At 62.8% G+C, this 15394-nt stretch carries 17 protein-coding genes and 2 tRNA genes; 12 read left to right on the top strand and 7 right to left on the bottom strand.

The genetic code is table 11. The features are described 5' to 3' along the window. Positions 1 to 166: 166 nt before the first annotated feature. The 5 genes from ABIC76_RS21895 (at position 167) to pbpG (ending at position 4940) form a co-directional block, all read left to right on the top strand. Positions 167 to 1174, top strand: a complete 1008-nt coding sequence (locus ABIC76_RS21895) for a histone deacetylase family protein (protein WP_354535220.1) — start codon at positions 167 to 169, stop codon at positions 1172 to 1174. Further along, entirely contained in the window at positions 1171 to 2088 is a 918-nt protein-coding gene (locus ABIC76_RS21890) for a DMT family transporter (protein ID WP_354535219.1), read from the top strand. The genes ABIC76_RS21895 and ABIC76_RS21890 overlap by 4 nt, the downstream gene beginning before the upstream one ends. Positions 2089 to 2146: 58 nt before the next feature. Next, positions 2147 to 2590, top strand: coding sequence for an acyl-CoA thioesterase (locus ABIC76_RS21885; RefSeq protein WP_027681277.1), 444 nt, complete (start codon positions 2147 to 2149; stop codon positions 2588 to 2590). Positions 2591 to 2605: 15 nt separating this feature from the next. Continuing rightward, entirely contained in the window at positions 2606 to 3313 is a 708-nt protein-coding gene (locus tag ABIC76_RS21880) for a nitroreductase (RefSeq protein ID WP_354535218.1), read from the top strand. A 436-nt stretch (positions 3314 to 3749) separates the two neighbouring features. Next, positions 3750 to 4940 (top strand): D-alanyl-D-alanine endopeptidase, encoded by a 1191-nt coding sequence (pbpG, locus tag ABIC76_RS21875; protein ID WP_354535217.1) that lies wholly within the window; start codon positions 3750 to 3752, stop codon positions 4938 to 4940. 67 nt (positions 4941 to 5007) lie between these two features. Here the strand turns inward: pbpG and ABIC76_RS21870 are convergent, their stop codons facing one another. Further along, positions 5008 to 5805 (bottom strand): IclR family transcriptional regulator, encoded by a 798-nt coding sequence (locus tag ABIC76_RS21870; RefSeq protein ID WP_354535216.1) that lies wholly within the window; start codon positions 5803 to 5805, stop codon positions 5008 to 5010. 240 nt (positions 5806 to 6045) lie between these two features. On the opposite strand from ABIC76_RS21870, the gene ABIC76_RS21865 reads away from it, so the two are divergent. The 5 genes from ABIC76_RS21865 (at position 6046) to ABIC76_RS21845 (ending at position 9060) form a co-directional block, all read left to right on the top strand. Next, positions 6046 to 6771 (top strand): (Fe-S)-binding protein, encoded by a 726-nt coding sequence (locus ABIC76_RS21865; RefSeq protein ID WP_027681281.1) that lies wholly within the window; start codon positions 6046 to 6048, stop codon positions 6769 to 6771. 35 nt (positions 6772 to 6806) lie between these two features. Next, the gene (locus ABIC76_RS21860) at positions 6807 to 8216 is read left to right on the top strand and encodes a LutB/LldF family L-lactate oxidation iron-sulfur protein (RefSeq protein WP_354535215.1); all 1410 of its coding nucleotides are present in this window, start codon (positions 6807 to 6809) and stop codon (positions 8214 to 8216) included. Next, positions 8213 to 8494, top strand: coding sequence for a hypothetical protein (locus tag ABIC76_RS21855; protein WP_102067335.1), 282 nt, complete (start codon positions 8213 to 8215; stop codon positions 8492 to 8494). Before ABIC76_RS21860 ends, ABIC76_RS21855 begins: the two co-directional genes overlap by 4 nt. Before the next feature lie 69 nt (positions 8495 to 8563). Next, on the top strand, positions 8564 to 8878 hold the full coding sequence (locus tag ABIC76_RS21850) for a TM2 domain-containing protein (RefSeq protein ID WP_027681284.1): 315 nt from the start codon (positions 8564 to 8566) through the stop codon (positions 8876 to 8878). 14 nt (positions 8879 to 8892) lie between these two features. Then, complete coding sequence (locus ABIC76_RS21845; protein ID WP_343547557.1) at positions 8893 to 9060, top strand: hypothetical protein; 168 nt, start codon at positions 8893 to 8895, stop codon at positions 9058 to 9060. Here ABIC76_RS21845 and ABIC76_RS21840 read toward each other — a convergent pair whose 3' ends face one another. From ABIC76_RS21840 to ABIC76_RS21820, 5 genes are all read right to left on the bottom strand, one after another. Beyond that, positions 9061 to 9828 (bottom strand): arginyltransferase, encoded by a 768-nt coding sequence (locus tag ABIC76_RS21840; RefSeq protein ID WP_027681285.1) that lies wholly within the window; start codon positions 9826 to 9828, stop codon positions 9061 to 9063. Next, entirely contained in the window at positions 9815 to 10561 is a 747-nt protein-coding gene (gene aat / locus ABIC76_RS21835) for a leucyl/phenylalanyl-tRNA--protein transferase (protein ID WP_102067333.1), read from the bottom strand. The genes ABIC76_RS21840 and aat overlap by 14 nt, the downstream gene beginning before the upstream one ends. Positions 10562 to 10585: 24 nt before the next feature. Beyond that, positions 10586 to 11173 carry an NUDIX hydrolase gene (locus ABIC76_RS21830; RefSeq protein WP_102067332.1) on the bottom strand — a complete coding sequence of 196 codons (588 nt, stop codon included), beginning with the start codon at positions 11171 to 11173 and terminating at the stop codon, positions 10586 to 10588. 205 nt (positions 11174 to 11378) lie between these two features. Further along, positions 11379 to 11455: transfer RNA gene (locus ABIC76_RS21825), tRNA-Met, on the bottom strand. Positions 11456 to 11483: 28 nt separating this feature from the next. Beyond that, positions 11484 to 11560, bottom strand: a tRNA-Met gene (locus tag ABIC76_RS21820). Between the two features lie 229 nt (positions 11561 to 11789). Between ABIC76_RS21820 and ABIC76_RS21815 the strand changes: the two genes are divergently transcribed. Beyond that, positions 11790 to 12824: a quinone-dependent dihydroorotate dehydrogenase gene (locus tag ABIC76_RS21815; RefSeq protein WP_027681288.1), complete on the top strand. Its 1035-nt coding sequence runs from the start codon at positions 11790 to 11792 to the stop codon at positions 12822 to 12824. A gap of 25 nt (positions 12825 to 12849) precedes the next feature. Here ABIC76_RS21815 and ABIC76_RS21810 read toward each other — a convergent pair whose 3' ends face one another. Beyond that, entirely contained in the window at positions 12850 to 13089 is a 240-nt protein-coding gene (locus ABIC76_RS21810) for a hypothetical protein (protein WP_027681289.1), read from the bottom strand. A 391-nt stretch (positions 13090 to 13480) separates the two neighbouring features. On the opposite strand from ABIC76_RS21810, the gene ABIC76_RS21805 reads away from it, so the two are divergent. Further along, positions 13481 to 15382, top strand: a complete 1902-nt coding sequence (locus ABIC76_RS21805; RefSeq protein WP_027681290.1) for a potassium transporter Kup — start codon at positions 13481 to 13483, stop codon at positions 15380 to 15382. Positions 15383 to 15394 lie beyond the last annotated feature (12 nt).

The following is a 15394-nucleotide window of genomic DNA, read 5'->3' as shown; positions in this document are numbered from 1 at the left end:
AAAAATCAGAATTCGTTGATTTTTCGTGCACAGGAATTGCGCGACCAACCGTTTGGCGTGATTTTTTGTGGCAGAAAAATGCGCGCTCATGGTGCACGTGCGGTGCTGTTGACCACTTTCGCCGTAATTCCGTCTCAAAAAACACACGAGTGCAGCCTAGGTTAGGATGCGCCCGAGTGCCATTTTTGTTGCGTTGCGATTTGTTATTCACATGCGGGCGTTCTACACCGACCATTTTGTATTGCCGTTGCCGCCGGGCCATCGGTTTCCGATGCGCAAGTACAGCGACCTGCGGGCGCGGGTCCTGGCCGACGTGCCGGGCCTGTCGATGACCGAGGCGCCGCGTGCCGATGACGAGGCGTTGCTGCTGGCGCACACGCTGGAATATGTGGATGCGGTCAGCGCCGGTCGGCTTGACCCGGCGCGCCAGCGCGAGATCGGCTTTCCGTGGTCGCCTGAAATGGTCGAGCGTAGCCGTCGGTCGGCGGGCGCCACGATGGCCGCATGCGAGGCCGCGCTGACCGATGGCATTGCCGTCAATCTGGCGGGCGGCACGCACCATGCCTATGCGGACAAGGGCGGCGGTTTCTGTGTATTCAACGATGCGGCCATCGCTTCACGTTGGATTCAGCGCCAAGCGGGCAGGACGCCCGCGGATTTTCCGGTGGCCATCGTCGACCTCGATGTTCATCAAGGCAACGGCACGGCGTCGATCCTGCGTGATGACGCCACCGTTTTCACCTTGTCGCTGCACGGCGAGAAGAATTACCCGTTCCGCAAGGAGGCGTCGGACCTGGACGTCGGGCTGCACGATGGCTGCAGCGACGAAGACTATCTTCAGGCGCTGACCGGCGCACTGGACATCCTGGCCGGGCGCTTCAAGCCGCAGTTGATCATTTATCTGGCCGGCGCGGATCCGCATGAGGGCGATCGGCTCGGCCGGCTCAAACTGACGCTCCAGGGCTTGGCCCGGCGCGACCAGGAAGTCTTCGATTTCGCGTATCAGCGGCGCATACCGGTTGCCGTTACCATGGCGGGCGGCTACGGCAACAATATCGACGATACCGTGGCCGTCCACGCGCAGACCATCGCGCTGGCTGCCCGCCACGCACAGCGCTGGGCAGCACGCGACGAGGCCGCTGGCGCATCGACCTCTCTTCCGCTTTCCGCATGACCCAAGTGTCTTCCGTCGCGCCGAATTCCGCGCGCGACTCCCTGTTTGTCGTCGCCATGCCATGGTTGTTCGTGCTGATCTGGAGCACGGGCTTTATCGTGGCCAAGTACGGGATGCCGTACGCGGAGCCGATGACCTTCCTGTTTTTCCGCTTCGTTGGCGTGCTGGTGTGCCTGCTGCCGCTGGTCTGGCTGGCGCGCGTGCCGCTGCCGCGCCGCGCCGGCACGGGCGACACTGACTGGGCGGCCGTCGGCCACATCGCGGTGGCCGGTTTGCTGATGCAGTGGGGCTACCTGGCGGGCGTCTGGGCCGCGGTCAAGCTCGGCATGCCGGCTGGGATGACAGCGCTGATCGTCGGCATGCAGCCGATTTTGACCGCCCTGTATGTATCCATGCGCGGCGAGCGTGTGTCGAATCGCCAATGGCTAGGGTTGCTTTGCGGCATCGCGGGCGTGGGCCTGGTGGTGGTGAACAAGCTGCACCTGGCAGGCGTTGGCGTGACGACGCTTGCGCTGTGCGTGGGCGCGCTGCTGTCGATGACTGTCGGCACGCTGTATCAGAAGCGCCATTGCCCGGTGTTCGACCTGCGGATGGGCGCGTGCATCCAGTTCGGGGCCTCGGCGCTGCTGTGTTTGCCGTTCATGTTCCTGTTTGAGACGCGCGAGGTGCATTGGACGCTGCCGATGATCGGCTCGCTGGTGTGGTCGGTGCTGGCGCTGTCGATTGGGGCGATCTCGCTGCTGTTTGTGCTGATCCGCAAGGGTGCGGCCACCAAGGTGACGTCGCTGTTGTACCTGACGCCACCTACGACCGCCGTGATGGCCTGGGCGTTGTTCGGCGAGCGTTTTCCGCCGCTCGCGGCGCTGGGGATGGTCATCGCCGCATGCGGTGTGGCGCTCGTCATCCGCAAGTGACCGAGGGCGAGGGGCTGGCGTATCCTGATCACTTTCCACTGCCACCTGCCTGCCGCCCATGAGCACGCCCCGTCAGACGCGCGACGACTACCGCCACTTCCACACCATCACCACGCGCTGGATGGACAACGACGTCTACGGCCACGTCAACAACGTCGTCTATTACAGCTACTTCGACACCGTGGTGAACGCCTACCTGATCGAGCAGGGCGTGCTGGACCCCGAGCACAGCGACACCATCGGCCTCGTCATCGAGACGCAATGCAACTACTTCGCGCCGCTGTCGTTTCCGGATCCGGTGGTAGCGGGGCTGCGTGTTGCGCGCCTCGGCAACACGAGCGTGCGCTATGAGGTGGGGCTGTTCCGCGGCGACGCGCAAGAGGCGGCCGCGCAGGGCCATTTCGTGCACGTCTACGTCGACCGTGAAACGCGCCGGCCGGTGCCGCTGCCCGATGCGCTGCGTGCCGTGCTTGAGCCGCTTGCGTCCAATATTCCTGCCTGAATTCTGCGCATCGCCATGACCGACCGACGCCCCACCTCCGCAGAAGTCGAACTCGTCGATCAGGCAATCACTTCGCGCCGCTCCGTGCGCGCGTTCCTGCCGACGCCCGTCGCACGCGAAGACATCGAAGCGATTCTGGATGTCGCGCGCCGTGCGCCATCAGGCAGCAATACGCAGCCGTGGAAGGTCTATGTGCTGACGGGCGAATCGAAGGCGCGCTTGTCCGAATCGGTGTTGGCGGCGTACGACCACCCTGAGGCGGACTCGCTGCATCGCGAGGAGTATCCGTATTACCCGCGCACGTGGATCGATCCGTACCAGAGTCGGCGCCGCAAGGTCGGTTGGGATCTTTATGGCCTGCTCGGCATCGGTCGTGCCGACAAGGAACGCATGCACGCACAGCATGCGCGCAACTTCCGATTCTTCGATGCGCCGGTCGGCATCATCTTCACAATCGACCGCGTGATGGAGCAGGGCAGCTGGCTCGATTACGGCATGTTCCTCGAGGCCGTGATGGTGGCTGCGCGTGCCCGCGGCATCGATACCTGTCCGCAGGCCGCTTTTACGCAGTTCCATCGGGTCATCGCCGAGCATCTTGGACTGACCGATGACGAGATGGTCGTCTGCGGCATGTCGATGGGTTACGCCAATCCGGCTGCCATCGAAAATACGCTGGTCACCGAGCGGGCGCCTGTCTCCGACTTTACTCGGTTCCTGGGCTGACGCCGTTATCACGGCTCCGCTTGCACGCTACAGCGCACATCTTCGTGCAAAGCGAGAATTGGCGGTGAAAAGTCATCGAATTATGTCAACAGATACGGCCGATCCGTCGTTAGACTTCAATCTGCGACTCGAGGTACACGGCGAGCGTGTTGTCAGGAAGTGTTGAGAATGTTGTAAACCGTGATTGTCGGCAGGTACGACGAAACTCACGGCACATTCCAAGAATCCGTTGTTGACTTCGCGTCCAGCTTCATGTGCTGCATGCGCAACTTTCTTCGCGATTGGTTCCTGCTCCAGCAGACAATTGCGTCGAAATGATGACCGAATGATAAGGCTCCAGAGGTCAAACTTTAAGGCCGTGAGCTAAGTCCTTCATCTTGCTAAGAATTTTGTTTTTGCCTACACTTGCGCCATCTCACGCGCGGGTGATCGAATCATGTCACGGTCTGTTTCCTCATTTTTTCGACGTCTCGGCTTTGTTTCGCTGATGACCGTCGCGCTCGCTGCCGTCTCTGTCGCTACCGTGGCCAACGCTGCCACGACCGACAAAAAACCCGCCGCCAGCAAGAAAGCCAAATCCAAAGGCAAGACCGTCGCCAATCGCAAGGCCAGCGCCAAAGTCGCGGCTGCGAGCGGCGATGAAGTCGCCTCCAGCAAAGTCCGCAAGGTCGTCACCGTCAAAGGCAAACGCCGCGTGATCATGGTCGAGCGTGGTGCACGCCCCGTGCGCGCCGCGTTTGTGCCCGCATCGCCGACGCTTGGTGAAGCGATGGGCCTGCGTTCGACGCCCGATGCGTTGGCGCTGCGTTCCTCCGTCGCGCTGGTGATGGACCAGAACAACGGCGAAGTGCTGTTCCAGAAGAATTCGTCGGCCGTGCTGCCGATCGCCTCCATCACCAAGCTGATGACTGCACTGGTCGTGACCGATGCACATCAGCCGATGGACGAGCTGCTCGAGATTACCGATGACGACCGTGACTACGAGCGCAATACGGGCTCGCGTCTGCGTTTCGGCACGATGCTCACGCGCGAAGACCTGCTGCTGCTGGCGCTGATGTCGTCGGAAAACCGTGCAGCGTCGGCGCTCGGTCGCAACTATCCGGGCGGTCGTCCGGCATTCGTTGCCGCCATGAATCGCAAGGCGCGCGAGCTTGGCATGAACGACACGCACTATGTCGATTCGAACGGCCTGTCGAGCAGCAACGTATCGAGCGCGCAGGATCTTGCCAAGATCGTGATGGCCGCCTACAAAGTGCCGCTCATTCGTCAATTCACGACCACCCCTGAACATACGGTTAGCGCCAACGGCCGCACGCTGCACTACGTCAACACCAACCGTCTGGTGCGCGGCGGCGAATGGGATATCGGTCTGCAGAAGACCGGCTTCATCAACGAAGCAGGCCGCTGCCTCGTGATGCAGGCCAATGTGCATGGCCGCAATGTCGTGATGGTGTTCCTGGATTCGGCCGGCAACCTCACGCGTTTTGCAGACGCCACGCGCGTGCGCAATTGGCTGGAGCGCAATCCGCACATCGAGCCGGCCACCCAGGCTGCTGCCCCGCTGCGGAATGTGCCGGTGTCGACGCAGCCGGCAAGCGTGCTGGCATCGGATCAGCACGGCGCTTGAGCCGCGGCATCGCCCAACAAAAAAGCGCGTTCGATGACGCGCTTTTTTGTTGGTCAACGTCGGCGGCTTACTCTGCGCGCACCGACTCTTCCTCGTGCGTGTAGCCCATCCCCTTGGAGATTTGCAGCGCGGTGTCTTTGAGATTGTCGAGCCAGCTCTCCTGCAATCGGTCAGCCGGTGCGGACAGTGACAAGCCTGCCACCAGTCGGCGCGAATCATCATAGATGCCGGCGGCGATGCAACGCACACCGAGTTCCAGCTCTTCGTTGTCACGCGCGTAGCCGTTGGTGCGCACCCAGTTGAGTTCACGTTCGAGCTTGGGCAAGTCCGTGATCGACGTGCGGGTGTGGCCTGACAAGCCGGTGCGTGTGGCATAGGCCCGCACACGGCCGAGTTCGTCGGCGGCCAGGAACAACTTGCCGACCGAAGTCAGGTGCAACGGCGCGCGGCCACCAATAGCGCGCACCACTTGCATGCCGGAGCGCTCGGAATAGGCGCGCTCGATGTAGACGATCTCGTCGCCCTGGCGTACCGAGAGGTTGACGGTCTGGCCGGTCAGGCGGTGCAGGGCACGCATCGGCGCGAGCGCTGCTTCACGCACCGAGAGCCGTGCCTTGACGAGGTTGCCGAGTTCCAGCAAGCGCATGCCGAGACGGTAGCTGCCCGGGTCGGAGCGATCGACGAAGCGGCAGGCCACCATGTCGTTCAGGATGCGGTGCGCGGTGGACGGGTGCAGCCCGGTGCTGGCGGACAGCGCCTTCAGGCTGACCGGATCAGCGTGATCGGCAAGGGCGTCGAGCAGCATCATCATGCGTTCGATGACCTGGATGGACGTCTTGCCGGGGTCCTTGTCTGCTTCTGCCATGGGTGCAGTGGGTTGCGGATGCGATGCAAAATTCTATCCCACGATGTGAAAATGCGCACCCTCCCGACGCATGATTCCGGGTATTTTCGAGGGCTTTCTCGGTCGGCCAGCAACTGTGCTTGGCGCCACCTCGTGAAGCGCACTCACCACCGGCATGAAGAAGTTCTGTGCCCGTAGACCCGCGCCACGCGCGGCGGCAGGCGCATAATGGCGGCTTCCCGCAGAACACACGAGACTCCCATGCGCGTAGGTTTGTTCGTCACTTGCCTGATTGATCTGATGCGGCCCGAGATCGGGTTTTCGGTGCTCAAGCTGCTGGAAAAGGCCGGTTACGACGTCGTGGTGCCGCCCGCGCAAACCTGCTGCGGTCAGCCTGCCTACAACTCCGGCGATCGCCCCCTGGCCCGCGACCTGGCCGAGAAAACGCTCAAGGAATTCGAGCAGTTCGACTACGTCGTCATCCCGTCCGGTTCGTGCGGCGGCATGATCCGCAAGGGCTACGCCGATCTCTTTCGCGATGATCCGGAGCTGGCGGGTCGATACGAGCGCCTGGCACCGCGGGTGTACGAACTGACCGATTTTCTCGTCAACGTGGCGCGCATCGAATCGCTCGACTCCGAATTTCACGGTCACGTGACGTATCACGATTCGTGCTCCGGCCTGCGCGAGCTGGGCGTGAAGGCGCAGCCGCGAGCGCTGCTCGGCAAACTGCCGGGCGTGCAGCTGACCGAGATGCCCGCCTGCGAAGCGTGCTGCGGTTTCGGCGGCACGTTCTCAATCAAATACGGCGATATCTCCACCGCGATTGCGGATGAGAAATGCGCCAACATCAAGGCCAGCGGCGCCGATGCGGTGGTGCTCGGCGACGTTGGCTGCATGCTCAATATCGAAGGCCGGCTGCGCCGTACGGGCGACACGCACACGCGCGTGCTGCACATCGCGCAAGTCCTCGCCGGCGACGCGTAATCGCGACGCCAAGAACACGACGGAGACGCAATCGCATGCAAGTCCGCAGCATGGAATTCAAGGCGCGCGCCGGGCAAAAGCTCGCCGACAAGCGCCTGCAGCAGAACCTCACCAAGCTCTCGACCAAGTTCGTGACCGCACGTGCGGCGGCCATCCAGGACATCGATTTTCCGGCCACGCGCGAAGCGTTGAAGGAGCGCCGCAACCGCGCGCTAGAAAATCTCGACGTGTGGCTCGCCACGTTCGAGGCAGAGGCGACGCGCCGTGGTGCCAAAGTGCTGTTTGCCGAAACCACGGCCGATGCCGCGCGGCTGGTCGCCGAGATCGCCCGCAAGCACGGCGTCAAGAAGGTCATCAAGAGCAAGTCGATGGTGACCGAAGAAATGCGCCTGAATCAGGTGCTCGGCGAGATGGGCGTGCAGAGCATCGAGACCGATCTGGGCGAGTACATCCTGCAGATCAACGACAGCGAGCCGCCGTCGCACATCATTGCGCCGGTGGTGCACAAGGATAAGGAAGAGATCGCTGATCTCTTCGCCAGGACGCACAACAAGCCGCGGCTGACCGATATTCCCGAGATGACGCGCGAGGCCCGCGAGGTGCTGCGGCCGGAGTTTCTTTCCGCCGACATGGGGGTCACGGGCGGTAACTTCATCATTGCCGAGACGGGCTCCGTGGCGATCGTCACCAATGAGGGCAACGAGGGCATGTGCACGATCATGCCGCGCGTGCACGTTGCCGTGACGGGTATCGAGAAAGTGCTGCCGACACTGGAGGATCTGGCGACCGTCATGCGCCTGCTGCCGCGCTCGGCCACGGGGCAGGCGATCTCGAATTATTTCTCGCTGCTGACAGGCCCGCGCGCGCCCGGCGAGAAGGACGGCCCCGAGCATATGTACTTCGTCATCGTCGACGGCGGTCGCAGCGGGCTGATCGGCGGCGAATTCCAGGAGATGCTGCGCTGCATCCGGTGCGGCGCGTGCATGAACCATTGCCCGGTCTATCAGAAGATCGGCGGCCACGCGTACGGCTGGGTGTATCCGGGCCCGATGGGCAGCGTGCTGACACCGAGCTACGTTGGGCTGTCGAACGCGCTAGACCTGCCGCAAGCGGCGACGCTGTGCGGTGAATGCAATCGCGTGTGTCCTGCGTCGATCCCGTTGTCGGATCTGCTGCGTACGCTGCGCGAAAAACAGATGGAGCGCGAACTTCGCCCGCAGGCGGAGCGCTTTGGCTTGCGCCTGTGGGGCTTCATGGCACGGCGACCGGCGCTGTATTCGGCCGGTACCTGGGTGGCAGCGCGTGTGCTCCGCTGGATGGGCGGGGACAAGAAGTTGATCCACTCGCTGCCCGTCGGCAAAGGTTGGACGGATACACGGGACATGCCGGCCCCCGCAGGCAAAACATTCCGTGAGCTGTACCGTGAAAAGAAGGCCCGAGCATGACCACCGCTGAATCCCTCCAAACGTTGCGCGACGCGCTCGATCGCCACGCAAAGTCGGCCGATTTGCCCCACCTGCTCAAGCAGTGGCGCGACGATGCCGTGCTCGCGCCGTTGGCGATCTTGCCTCCGGCGTACGATCAGGTGCGGCGCTCCTTGCTGCAGCGGCTCGATATGGCGGTGTCGTTCGGCGAAGAGAGTTGCTCGTTCTCGCCGTCATCGCTCCTGGCCGAAATGCGGTTGTGGACGGATAAGGCCGAGGCCAAACTGGCGAGCATGTAATCGCTGGTCGACATGGAACGCGGGATGCGTGCTAGTGTCTGAGAGCTTATTCCCGTGTCAGCCAATGCCATGAACCAGACCGCCCGTGAAATCATGCTGTACGACGCCCAGAAGAAAAGTTCGGGCGTGGCTTACCTGTGGTGGTTTCTGCTGGGCTTCCTGGGGGCGCACCGCTTCTACCTGAAGCGTCCGGGCAGCGGTATCGCGCAGGCCATCGCCAACATCGGCGGTACATGGCTGGCATTTCGTGACATGGGTAACACCGCCGGCTGGGTGCTGGCCGTCATCGGCGGGCTGTGGGTGCTGGTGGACATGTTCCTGATCCCGGGCATGGTCCGCACAAACAACACGGCGCTCGCCGAGCGGCTTTCGACCACGCCCTGAAAGGAATCGACCTCATGAACAAAACCACTTGGTGGAAGCGCGCCGCACTCTGGACGGCTGGTTTGATTTGCGCAGCCGGCGCGTTGGCAGGCTGCACGACTTCGCGCGATCAATACCGCGAGAGTTCCAACATCAGCACGTACGGCGTGGTCGATGTCGGGGTCGAGCGCACGTCGCGCTGATCATCCTTCCGCGGCTTGTGGCGCCACGTCTTCAAACCGCCGCCACTCGCCATTGACAAGCAGTTCCAGCGGCTGGAACAAGGCCTTGTAGGCCATCTTGCGGCTCTGCTCGATCCAGTAGCCGAGATAGACGTAGGGCAGGTCCAGCGCCTGCGCCTGGGCGATCTGCCACAGGACGTTGTACGTTCCGTAACTCGCCCTCTGCTCGATCGGGTCGTAGAACGTGTAGACGGAGGACAGCCCGTCTTCCAGCACATCGATCATGCTCACCATGCGCAGCTTCCCCGCCGATGGCGATTCGGGCGGCTCGCGAAACTCCACCAAGCGCGAATTCACGCGGCTCTGCAGCAGGAACTGTTCGTATTGATCGCGGCTGTCGTGATCCATGCCGCCGCCCGCATGGCGGACCGACTGGTACAGCAGGTAGAGCTGATAGTGCTCTTCGACATAGGTGAGCGGTGCAACCAGGGCCTCAAGGGCTTGATGCCGCTCGGCGGCGCGGCGCTGTGCCCGCGACGGTGCGTATTGATCGACGACGACACGGCATGGCGTGCATGCGTGGCAATCGTCGCAGTGCGGGCGATAGGTGAAGATGCCGCTGCGCCGAAAACCGGCGCGCACGAGCTTGGAATAGACGTCTGCGTTGATGAGATGTGCCGGCGTGGCGACCTGCGAACGCGCCAAGCGGCCATCGAGATAGCTGCATGCGTACGGCGCGGTTGCATAGAACTGCAATGCCGAGAGGGGAAGTTCCTTAAGCTTGCTCATTGCGCACGGTCCACCGACGGAGCACCGATTTGTCGAAGTGCCACGGCACGATGGCCGGCGCGTTGGCCGCTTCGCGCACATGTGCGAGAAACGCCGCGCGCGGCACCGGGGCACCGCCCAGCGACGCCAGATGCTCGGTCTCCTGCTGGCAGTCTATCATCGCGACGCCCTGACCGCCGAGGAAGGCGCAGAGCGCCGCGAGCGCGATTTTCGACGCATCGGTGCGATGGGCAAACATCGACTCACCGTAGAACATGCGGCCCAGCGCCACACCGTATAGGCCACCCACGCGCTGCCCGGCGTGCCATGTCTCGACGCTGTGCGCGTAGCCGCGGCGGTGCAGGGCGGTATAGGCCTGAATGACGTCTTCGGTGATCCACGTACCGTGTTGCCCAGGGCGGGCCGTGGTGGCGCAGGCGACCATCGTTTCACGGAAGCCGTGGTCGATGCGGATTTCCCAGGCCGGATCGTCAAGCACGCGGCGCAGCGTCTTGCGAAACGTGGTCGACACGCGAAAGTCTTCGGGGCGAAGCACCATGCGTGGGTCGGTGCTCCACCACAGCACCGGCTGGCCCTGGGCGTACCACGGAAAAATGCCTTGCCGGTACGCAATCAACAGCCGTTGCGGCGATAGTTCAGCGCTGGCCGCCAGCAGGCCGGGCGCTTCAGAGTCTGGCCCGAGCGCGCGATCGACCGGCGGGAAGGGATCGTGCGGATCCAGCCAGGCGATCATGATGCGGACAACGTTGGTGGGGTGTTAAGGCGTCGTGGCCGGCGTGTCGATCGCGGCGGTGCGCATCGGCTTGTAGATGTCGAGCGTATGGAGGCGGAAGCTGCCGTCGGCGAGCTTGCCGGCCGCGCGGTCCGCAAAGAAACAGCGCAGCGTGTGGATGACAGTCGGGAAGGCCAGATCATCCCAGGGGATATCGGCTTCGTTGAAGAGTGCGACTTCCAGGCTTTCTTCGCCTGGCGCGAAATCCAGATCGTTCAGCTTGGCCAGATAAAACAGGTGGACCTGGTGCACGTGCGGCACGTTGAGCACCGAATACAACTCGCCGATTTCGACGTTGGCGCCGGCTTCTTCCTGGGTTTCGCGGTTGGCAGCCTCGGCGGTTGTCTCCCCGATTTCCATGAAGCCTGCGGGCAAGGTCCAGAAGCCGTAGCGCGGCTCGATCGCGCGCTTGCACAGGAGGATCTGATCGTTCCAAACCGGCACGGTGCCAACCACGTTGCGCGGATTCACATAGTGAATCGTATTGCAATGGTCGCAAACGTCGCGCAGTCGGTTGTCACCGGCGGGAATGCGCGAGACGACTGACTGGCCGCAGTTGGAACAGAATTTCATGGGGAATCGTCGCGGGTGGAATGTCTCAGTGTATCACCGCGGCGATGCGGTCCCGTGCGGCACGGGGTGGGGCGCGCGTATCGACTGAGTTGCACGGGAAACGCCGCGTAGAACCCTGCAAAACAATGCCCGGAAAAGCAAAAAGCCCGCTGGGTGCGGGCTTGATGGTTCGGCTCAGGTCTTGGAGCGAGCCGTTCTACTTAGCTGGTTGCGGGGGCAGGATTTGAACCTGCGACCTTCGGGTTATGAGCCCGACGAGCTGCCAGACTGCTCCACCCCGCGTCCGTAGAAACGCATTCGACTTTCTGGCTGGTTGCGGGGGCAGGATTTGAACCTGCGACCTTCGGGTTATGAGCCCGACGAGCTGCCAGACTGCTCCACCCCGCGTCCGTCGAATAAAAGAGTATAGCGAGACCTGTGCGGCGATGCAACACTTTTCTCGTATGGCATGCATGCTGATGGTGCGTGATGCCCATCTAGCGGGCTTGCGAACCCAAGCGCAGATTCACATTGGACATATCGTGCGCCGCTACGTTCGAAAGCGGCGCGCGCGATGCATTGCGGCGTGCGGGCCGTTTACAATGCCGCCTTTCGCGTTCTTCTCTTGATTCCGACCGTGCTCAACGCCCTGTACCCGCTTGCCCGCCCGCTGCTGTTTTCGATGGACCCCGAAGACGCGCATCACTTCACGCTGAACCAGCTCAAGCGGGCACACGCGATGGGCCTTTCGGGCTGTATCGGGGGCCGTGTCGCCGCGCAGCCGCGTACGGTGATGGGCGTGAAGTTTCCCAACCCAGTGGGGCTGGCTGCCGGCCTGGACAAGGACGGCGCGTATATCGACGCGCTGGGCGCGCTTGGCTTCGGCTTCATTGAAGTCGGGACGGTCACGCCGCGCGCGCAGCCCGGTAATCCGCGCCCGCGCATGTTCCGCTTGCCGGCGGCCAATGCGCTCATCAACCGCATGGGGTTCAACAACGGCGGTGTCGATGCATTCATCAATAACGTGAAGGCATCGAAGTGGCGCGAGGCCGGCGGCGTGCTGGGCCTGAACATCGGCAAGAACGCCGACACGCCTATCGAACGCGCCGTCGACGATTACCTGCATTGCCTGGAACGCGTGTATCCGCATGCAAGCTACGTCACGGTGAACATTTCGTCGCCGAACACGAAGAACCTGCGCCAACTGCAAGGCGCGAGCGAGCTGGACAGCCTGCTGGGTACGCTGCGCGACGCACAGCAGCGTCTGGCAGACCAGCACAAGCGCTACGTGCCGGTGGCGCTGAAGATCGCGCCGGACCTGGATGACGATCAGATTGCCAACGTTGCCGACGCGCTCCTGCGCCACAAGATGGACGGCGTGATTGCGACCAACACGACGATCAGCCGCGAAGCCGTGGCCGGTCTGGCACATGCGGAAGAGGCGGGCGGCTTGTCGGGCCAGCCGGTGCGCCAAGGCTCGACGCGGGTGATTCGGGCCCTGCATGGTTTGCTGGGCGATGCGGTACCCATTATCGGTGTGGGCGGCATCCTGGCCGGCGAGCATGCGCGCGAGAAGATCGACGCGGGCGCGCAACTGGTGCAGCTGTATACGGGATTGATCTATCGCGGCCCCGCCTTGGTGGCCGAATGCGCCCGCGCGTTGGCGCGCTAAAACAAATACGGCAAGCGGGCCGCGTTTAGCGGCGGAGCAGGAAGATGATGAGCGCGCTGGCAGCCACCACTGCGGCTGCCAGATCGTACGGGCCGGCGTAGTCGGCCCAAACCGCCGGGTCGAGGTTCTGCAGGAAGGCCGATTGCGCCCACGGCAGGATCATGCGCGGGATCGCAAACAATAGCGCGGCCACGACCAGCAACACGATCAGTGCAGTCAGTGAAGGCTTGGAGCGACCCAAGATGCGGATGGATGAGTGGGGCAAAGCCGTCCCCGTTTCGGAAGCGTCGGGCGGGCTGGTTGCCAGTCGCTCAACAAAGTTTGCAATCAAGGTTTGTCAGGCATTTTCCTACAAAGTTCTGTCGGCCGCTGTCCTACTTTCGGCTATGTGCAGCACAGCATGCACGGCCTGTGGTGCTGGTGCCGACTGAGGCGATCGGTACCCGACAATGTGGTGTCAGCGGGTTTTCGATGCCAGGGCAATCTTCTTTCCGCCCCGTGGAACGCCTTGCCGACAGGCCGGTGCATCGTGATGCACTGCGGCAACGAATGGCCGTTTGAGGGGTTGGCGCGACGAAGCCGGGGAGTACAATCCGCCCTCATTGTGCAATGCACGATTTTTTGAACGGCCAGCCGTCCGGCCGATTTCCAAGTTCATGAGTCAAGCTCTAACAGCAACCGGGTCGCCCCAGACCAACGTGAACCTGCGCGCCATGGTGATCGGCGCTGTCGGTGTGGTTTTCGGAGACATCGGCACCAGTCCGCTGTATTCGCTCAAGGAATGCTTCAGCCCCGATCACGGCATTCCGTTCTCCAGTGCCGCGGTGCTCGGCATCATCTCCATGCTGTTCTGGGCGATGGTGATCGTGGTATCGCTCAAATATGTGCTGTTCGTCATGCGCGCCGACAACAACGGCGAGGGCGGCATTCTCGCGCTGATGGCGCTGTCGCTGCGCACGGCCAATACCGATTCGAGGCGCATGTCGCTGCTGATGATGCTGGGCGTCTTCGGGGCCTGCATGTTCTACGGCGACGCGGTCATCACCCCAGCCATCTCGGTGCTCTCCGCGATGGAAGGCCTCGAGATCGCCGCGCCCGCGCTGTCGCCGTTTGTGCTGCCGATCACGATCGTGATCCTGGCGGCGCTGTTCCTGATTCAGCGCAGCGGCACATCGGTGGTCGGCAAGCTGTTCGGCCCGGTGATGCTGCTGTGGTTTGCCGCCCTGGCCGCGCTGGGCATGATGAATCTGGTGAAGGCGCCGCAGGTGCTGGTGGCCATCAACCCGATGTACGCGATTTCGTTCCTGCACGACCATGCGCTGCAGGCGTTCATCGTGCTCGGTTCGGTGTTCCTGGTGCTGACCGGTGCTGAAGCGCTGTACGCCGACATGGGCCATTTTGGCGCGCGCCCGATCCGCTGGGCATGGTTCTTTATCGTGGCGCCGAGCCTGCTGCTCAACTACTTCGGCCAGGGCGCGATGCTGCTGACCGACCCGAGCACCATCGAAAACCCGTTCTACCGTTCGGTGCCGGAAGCGCTGCAACTGCCAATGGTGGTGCTCGCCGCGGCAGCCACCGTCATTGCTTCGCAGGCCGTGATTTCGGGTGCGTTCTCGCTGACGAGCCAGGCGATCCAGCTTGGCTTTGTGCCGCGCATGCGCATTCGCTACACGTCGGAAGCCGAGATCGGCCAGATCTACGTGCCGATGGTCAACTGGATGCTGCTGATCCTGGTGGTGGGCGTGGTACTGGCGTTCAAGAAGTCCGACAACCTGGCCGCTGCTTACGGTATTGCCGTGACGACCACGATGGTCATCACGACGGTGCTGGCCGCGGTGGTGATGCGTTCGGTCTGGCGCTGGCACCCCGCGCTGGTGACGCTGGTGAGCCTCTGTTTCCTGGTCGTCGACATGGCGTTTTTCTCGGCGAACCTGTTGAAGATCCGTGATGGCGGTTGGTTCCCGTTGACGCTGGGCGGCGCCGTGTTCTTCCTGCTGATGACCTGGTACAAGGGCAAGAAGCTGGTCCGTGCGCGCAGTCTGGAGGATGGCATTCCGCTGGAGCCGTTCCTGGCTGGCCTGCTGGCGCATCCGCCGCATCGCGTTGAAGGCACGGCCGTCTTCCTGACCGGCAACACTGAATTCGTGCCCGTGTCGCTGCTGCATAACCTGAAGCACAACCGCGTGCTGCACGAGCGCGTGATCTTCATCAGCTTCGTCACGCGCGATATTCCGTACGTGGACGACAAGCATCGCGTGTCTGTGCGGGATTTCGGCAGCGGCATCTACATCGTCAAGGCGGAATACGGCTTCAAGGAAACGCCGGACGTCTACCGCGTGCTCGAACTCGGTCAACCGCAGATCGGCTCGCGCTGCGAATTGATGGATACGTCGTTCTTCATCGCGCGTGAGTCGGTGGTGCCGTCCAAGTTGCCCGGTATGTCGATGTGGCGCGAGCGCCTGTTTGCGTGGATGCATCAAAACGGCGCCAAGCCGTCGGACTTTTTCCACATCCCCGCCAACCGCGTGGTGGAGCTCGGTACCAAGGTCGAGATCTGATCAACCTACCGC

The sequence above is a fragment of the Ralstonia sp. 1138 genome (genome assembly GCF_040544795.1).
Taxonomy (GTDB): Bacteria; Pseudomonadota; Gammaproteobacteria; order Burkholderiales; family Burkholderiaceae; genus Ralstonia; species Ralstonia flatus.
This window is presented reverse-complemented; position numbering and strand designations above follow the sequence as displayed.

Bases quoted from the DNA above. Each gene is read 5' to 3' on its own strand.
- aat (WP_102067333.1), bottom strand. From the start codon at position 10,561: ATGATCGCCTGGCTGGATCCGCACGATCCCTTCCCGCCGGTCGATCGC.
- ABIC76_RS21870 (WP_354535216.1), bottom strand. From the start codon at position 5,805: ATGGCAGAAGCAGACAAGGACCCCGGCAAGACGTCCATCCAGGTCATC.
- ABIC76_RS21865 (WP_027681281.1), top strand. From the start codon at position 6,046: ATGCGCGTAGGTTTGTTCGTCACTTGCCTGATTGATCTGATGCGGCCC.
- pbpG (WP_354535217.1), top strand. From the start codon at position 3,750: ATGTCACGGTCTGTTTCCTCATTTTTTCGACGTCTCGGCTTTGTTTCG.
- ABIC76_RS21880 (WP_354535218.1), top strand. From the start codon at position 2,606: ATGACCGACCGACGCCCCACCTCCGCAGAAGTCGAACTCGTCGATCAG.
- ABIC76_RS21895 (WP_354535220.1), top strand. From the start codon at position 167: ATGCGCCCGAGTGCCATTTTTGTTGCGTTGCGATTTGTTATTCACATG.
- ABIC76_RS21860 (WP_354535215.1), top strand. From the start codon at position 6,807: ATGCAAGTCCGCAGCATGGAATTCAAGGCGCGCGCCGGGCAAAAGCTC.
- ABIC76_RS21855 (WP_102067335.1), top strand. From the start codon at position 8,213: ATGACCACCGCTGAATCCCTCCAAACGTTGCGCGACGCGCTCGATCGC.
- ABIC76_RS21840 (WP_027681285.1), bottom strand. From the start codon at position 9,828: ATGAGCAAGCTTAAGGAACTTCCCCTCTCGGCATTGCAGTTCTATGCA.
- ABIC76_RS21890 (WP_354535219.1), top strand. From the start codon at position 1,171: ATGACCCAAGTGTCTTCCGTCGCGCCGAATTCCGCGCGCGACTCCCTG.
- ABIC76_RS21850 (WP_027681284.1), top strand. From the start codon at position 8,564: ATGAACCAGACCGCCCGTGAAATCATGCTGTACGACGCCCAGAAGAAA.
- ABIC76_RS21805 (WP_027681290.1), top strand. From the start codon at position 13,481: ATGAGTCAAGCTCTAACAGCAACCGGGTCGCCCCAGACCAACGTGAAC.
- ABIC76_RS21885 (WP_027681277.1), top strand. From the start codon at position 2,147: ATGAGCACGCCCCGTCAGACGCGCGACGACTACCGCCACTTCCACACC.
- ABIC76_RS21830 (WP_102067332.1), bottom strand. From the start codon at position 11,173: ATGAAATTCTGTTCCAACTGCGGCCAGTCAGTCGTCTCGCGCATTCCC.
- ABIC76_RS21845 (WP_343547557.1), top strand. From the start codon at position 8,893: ATGAACAAAACCACTTGGTGGAAGCGCGCCGCACTCTGGACGGCTGGT.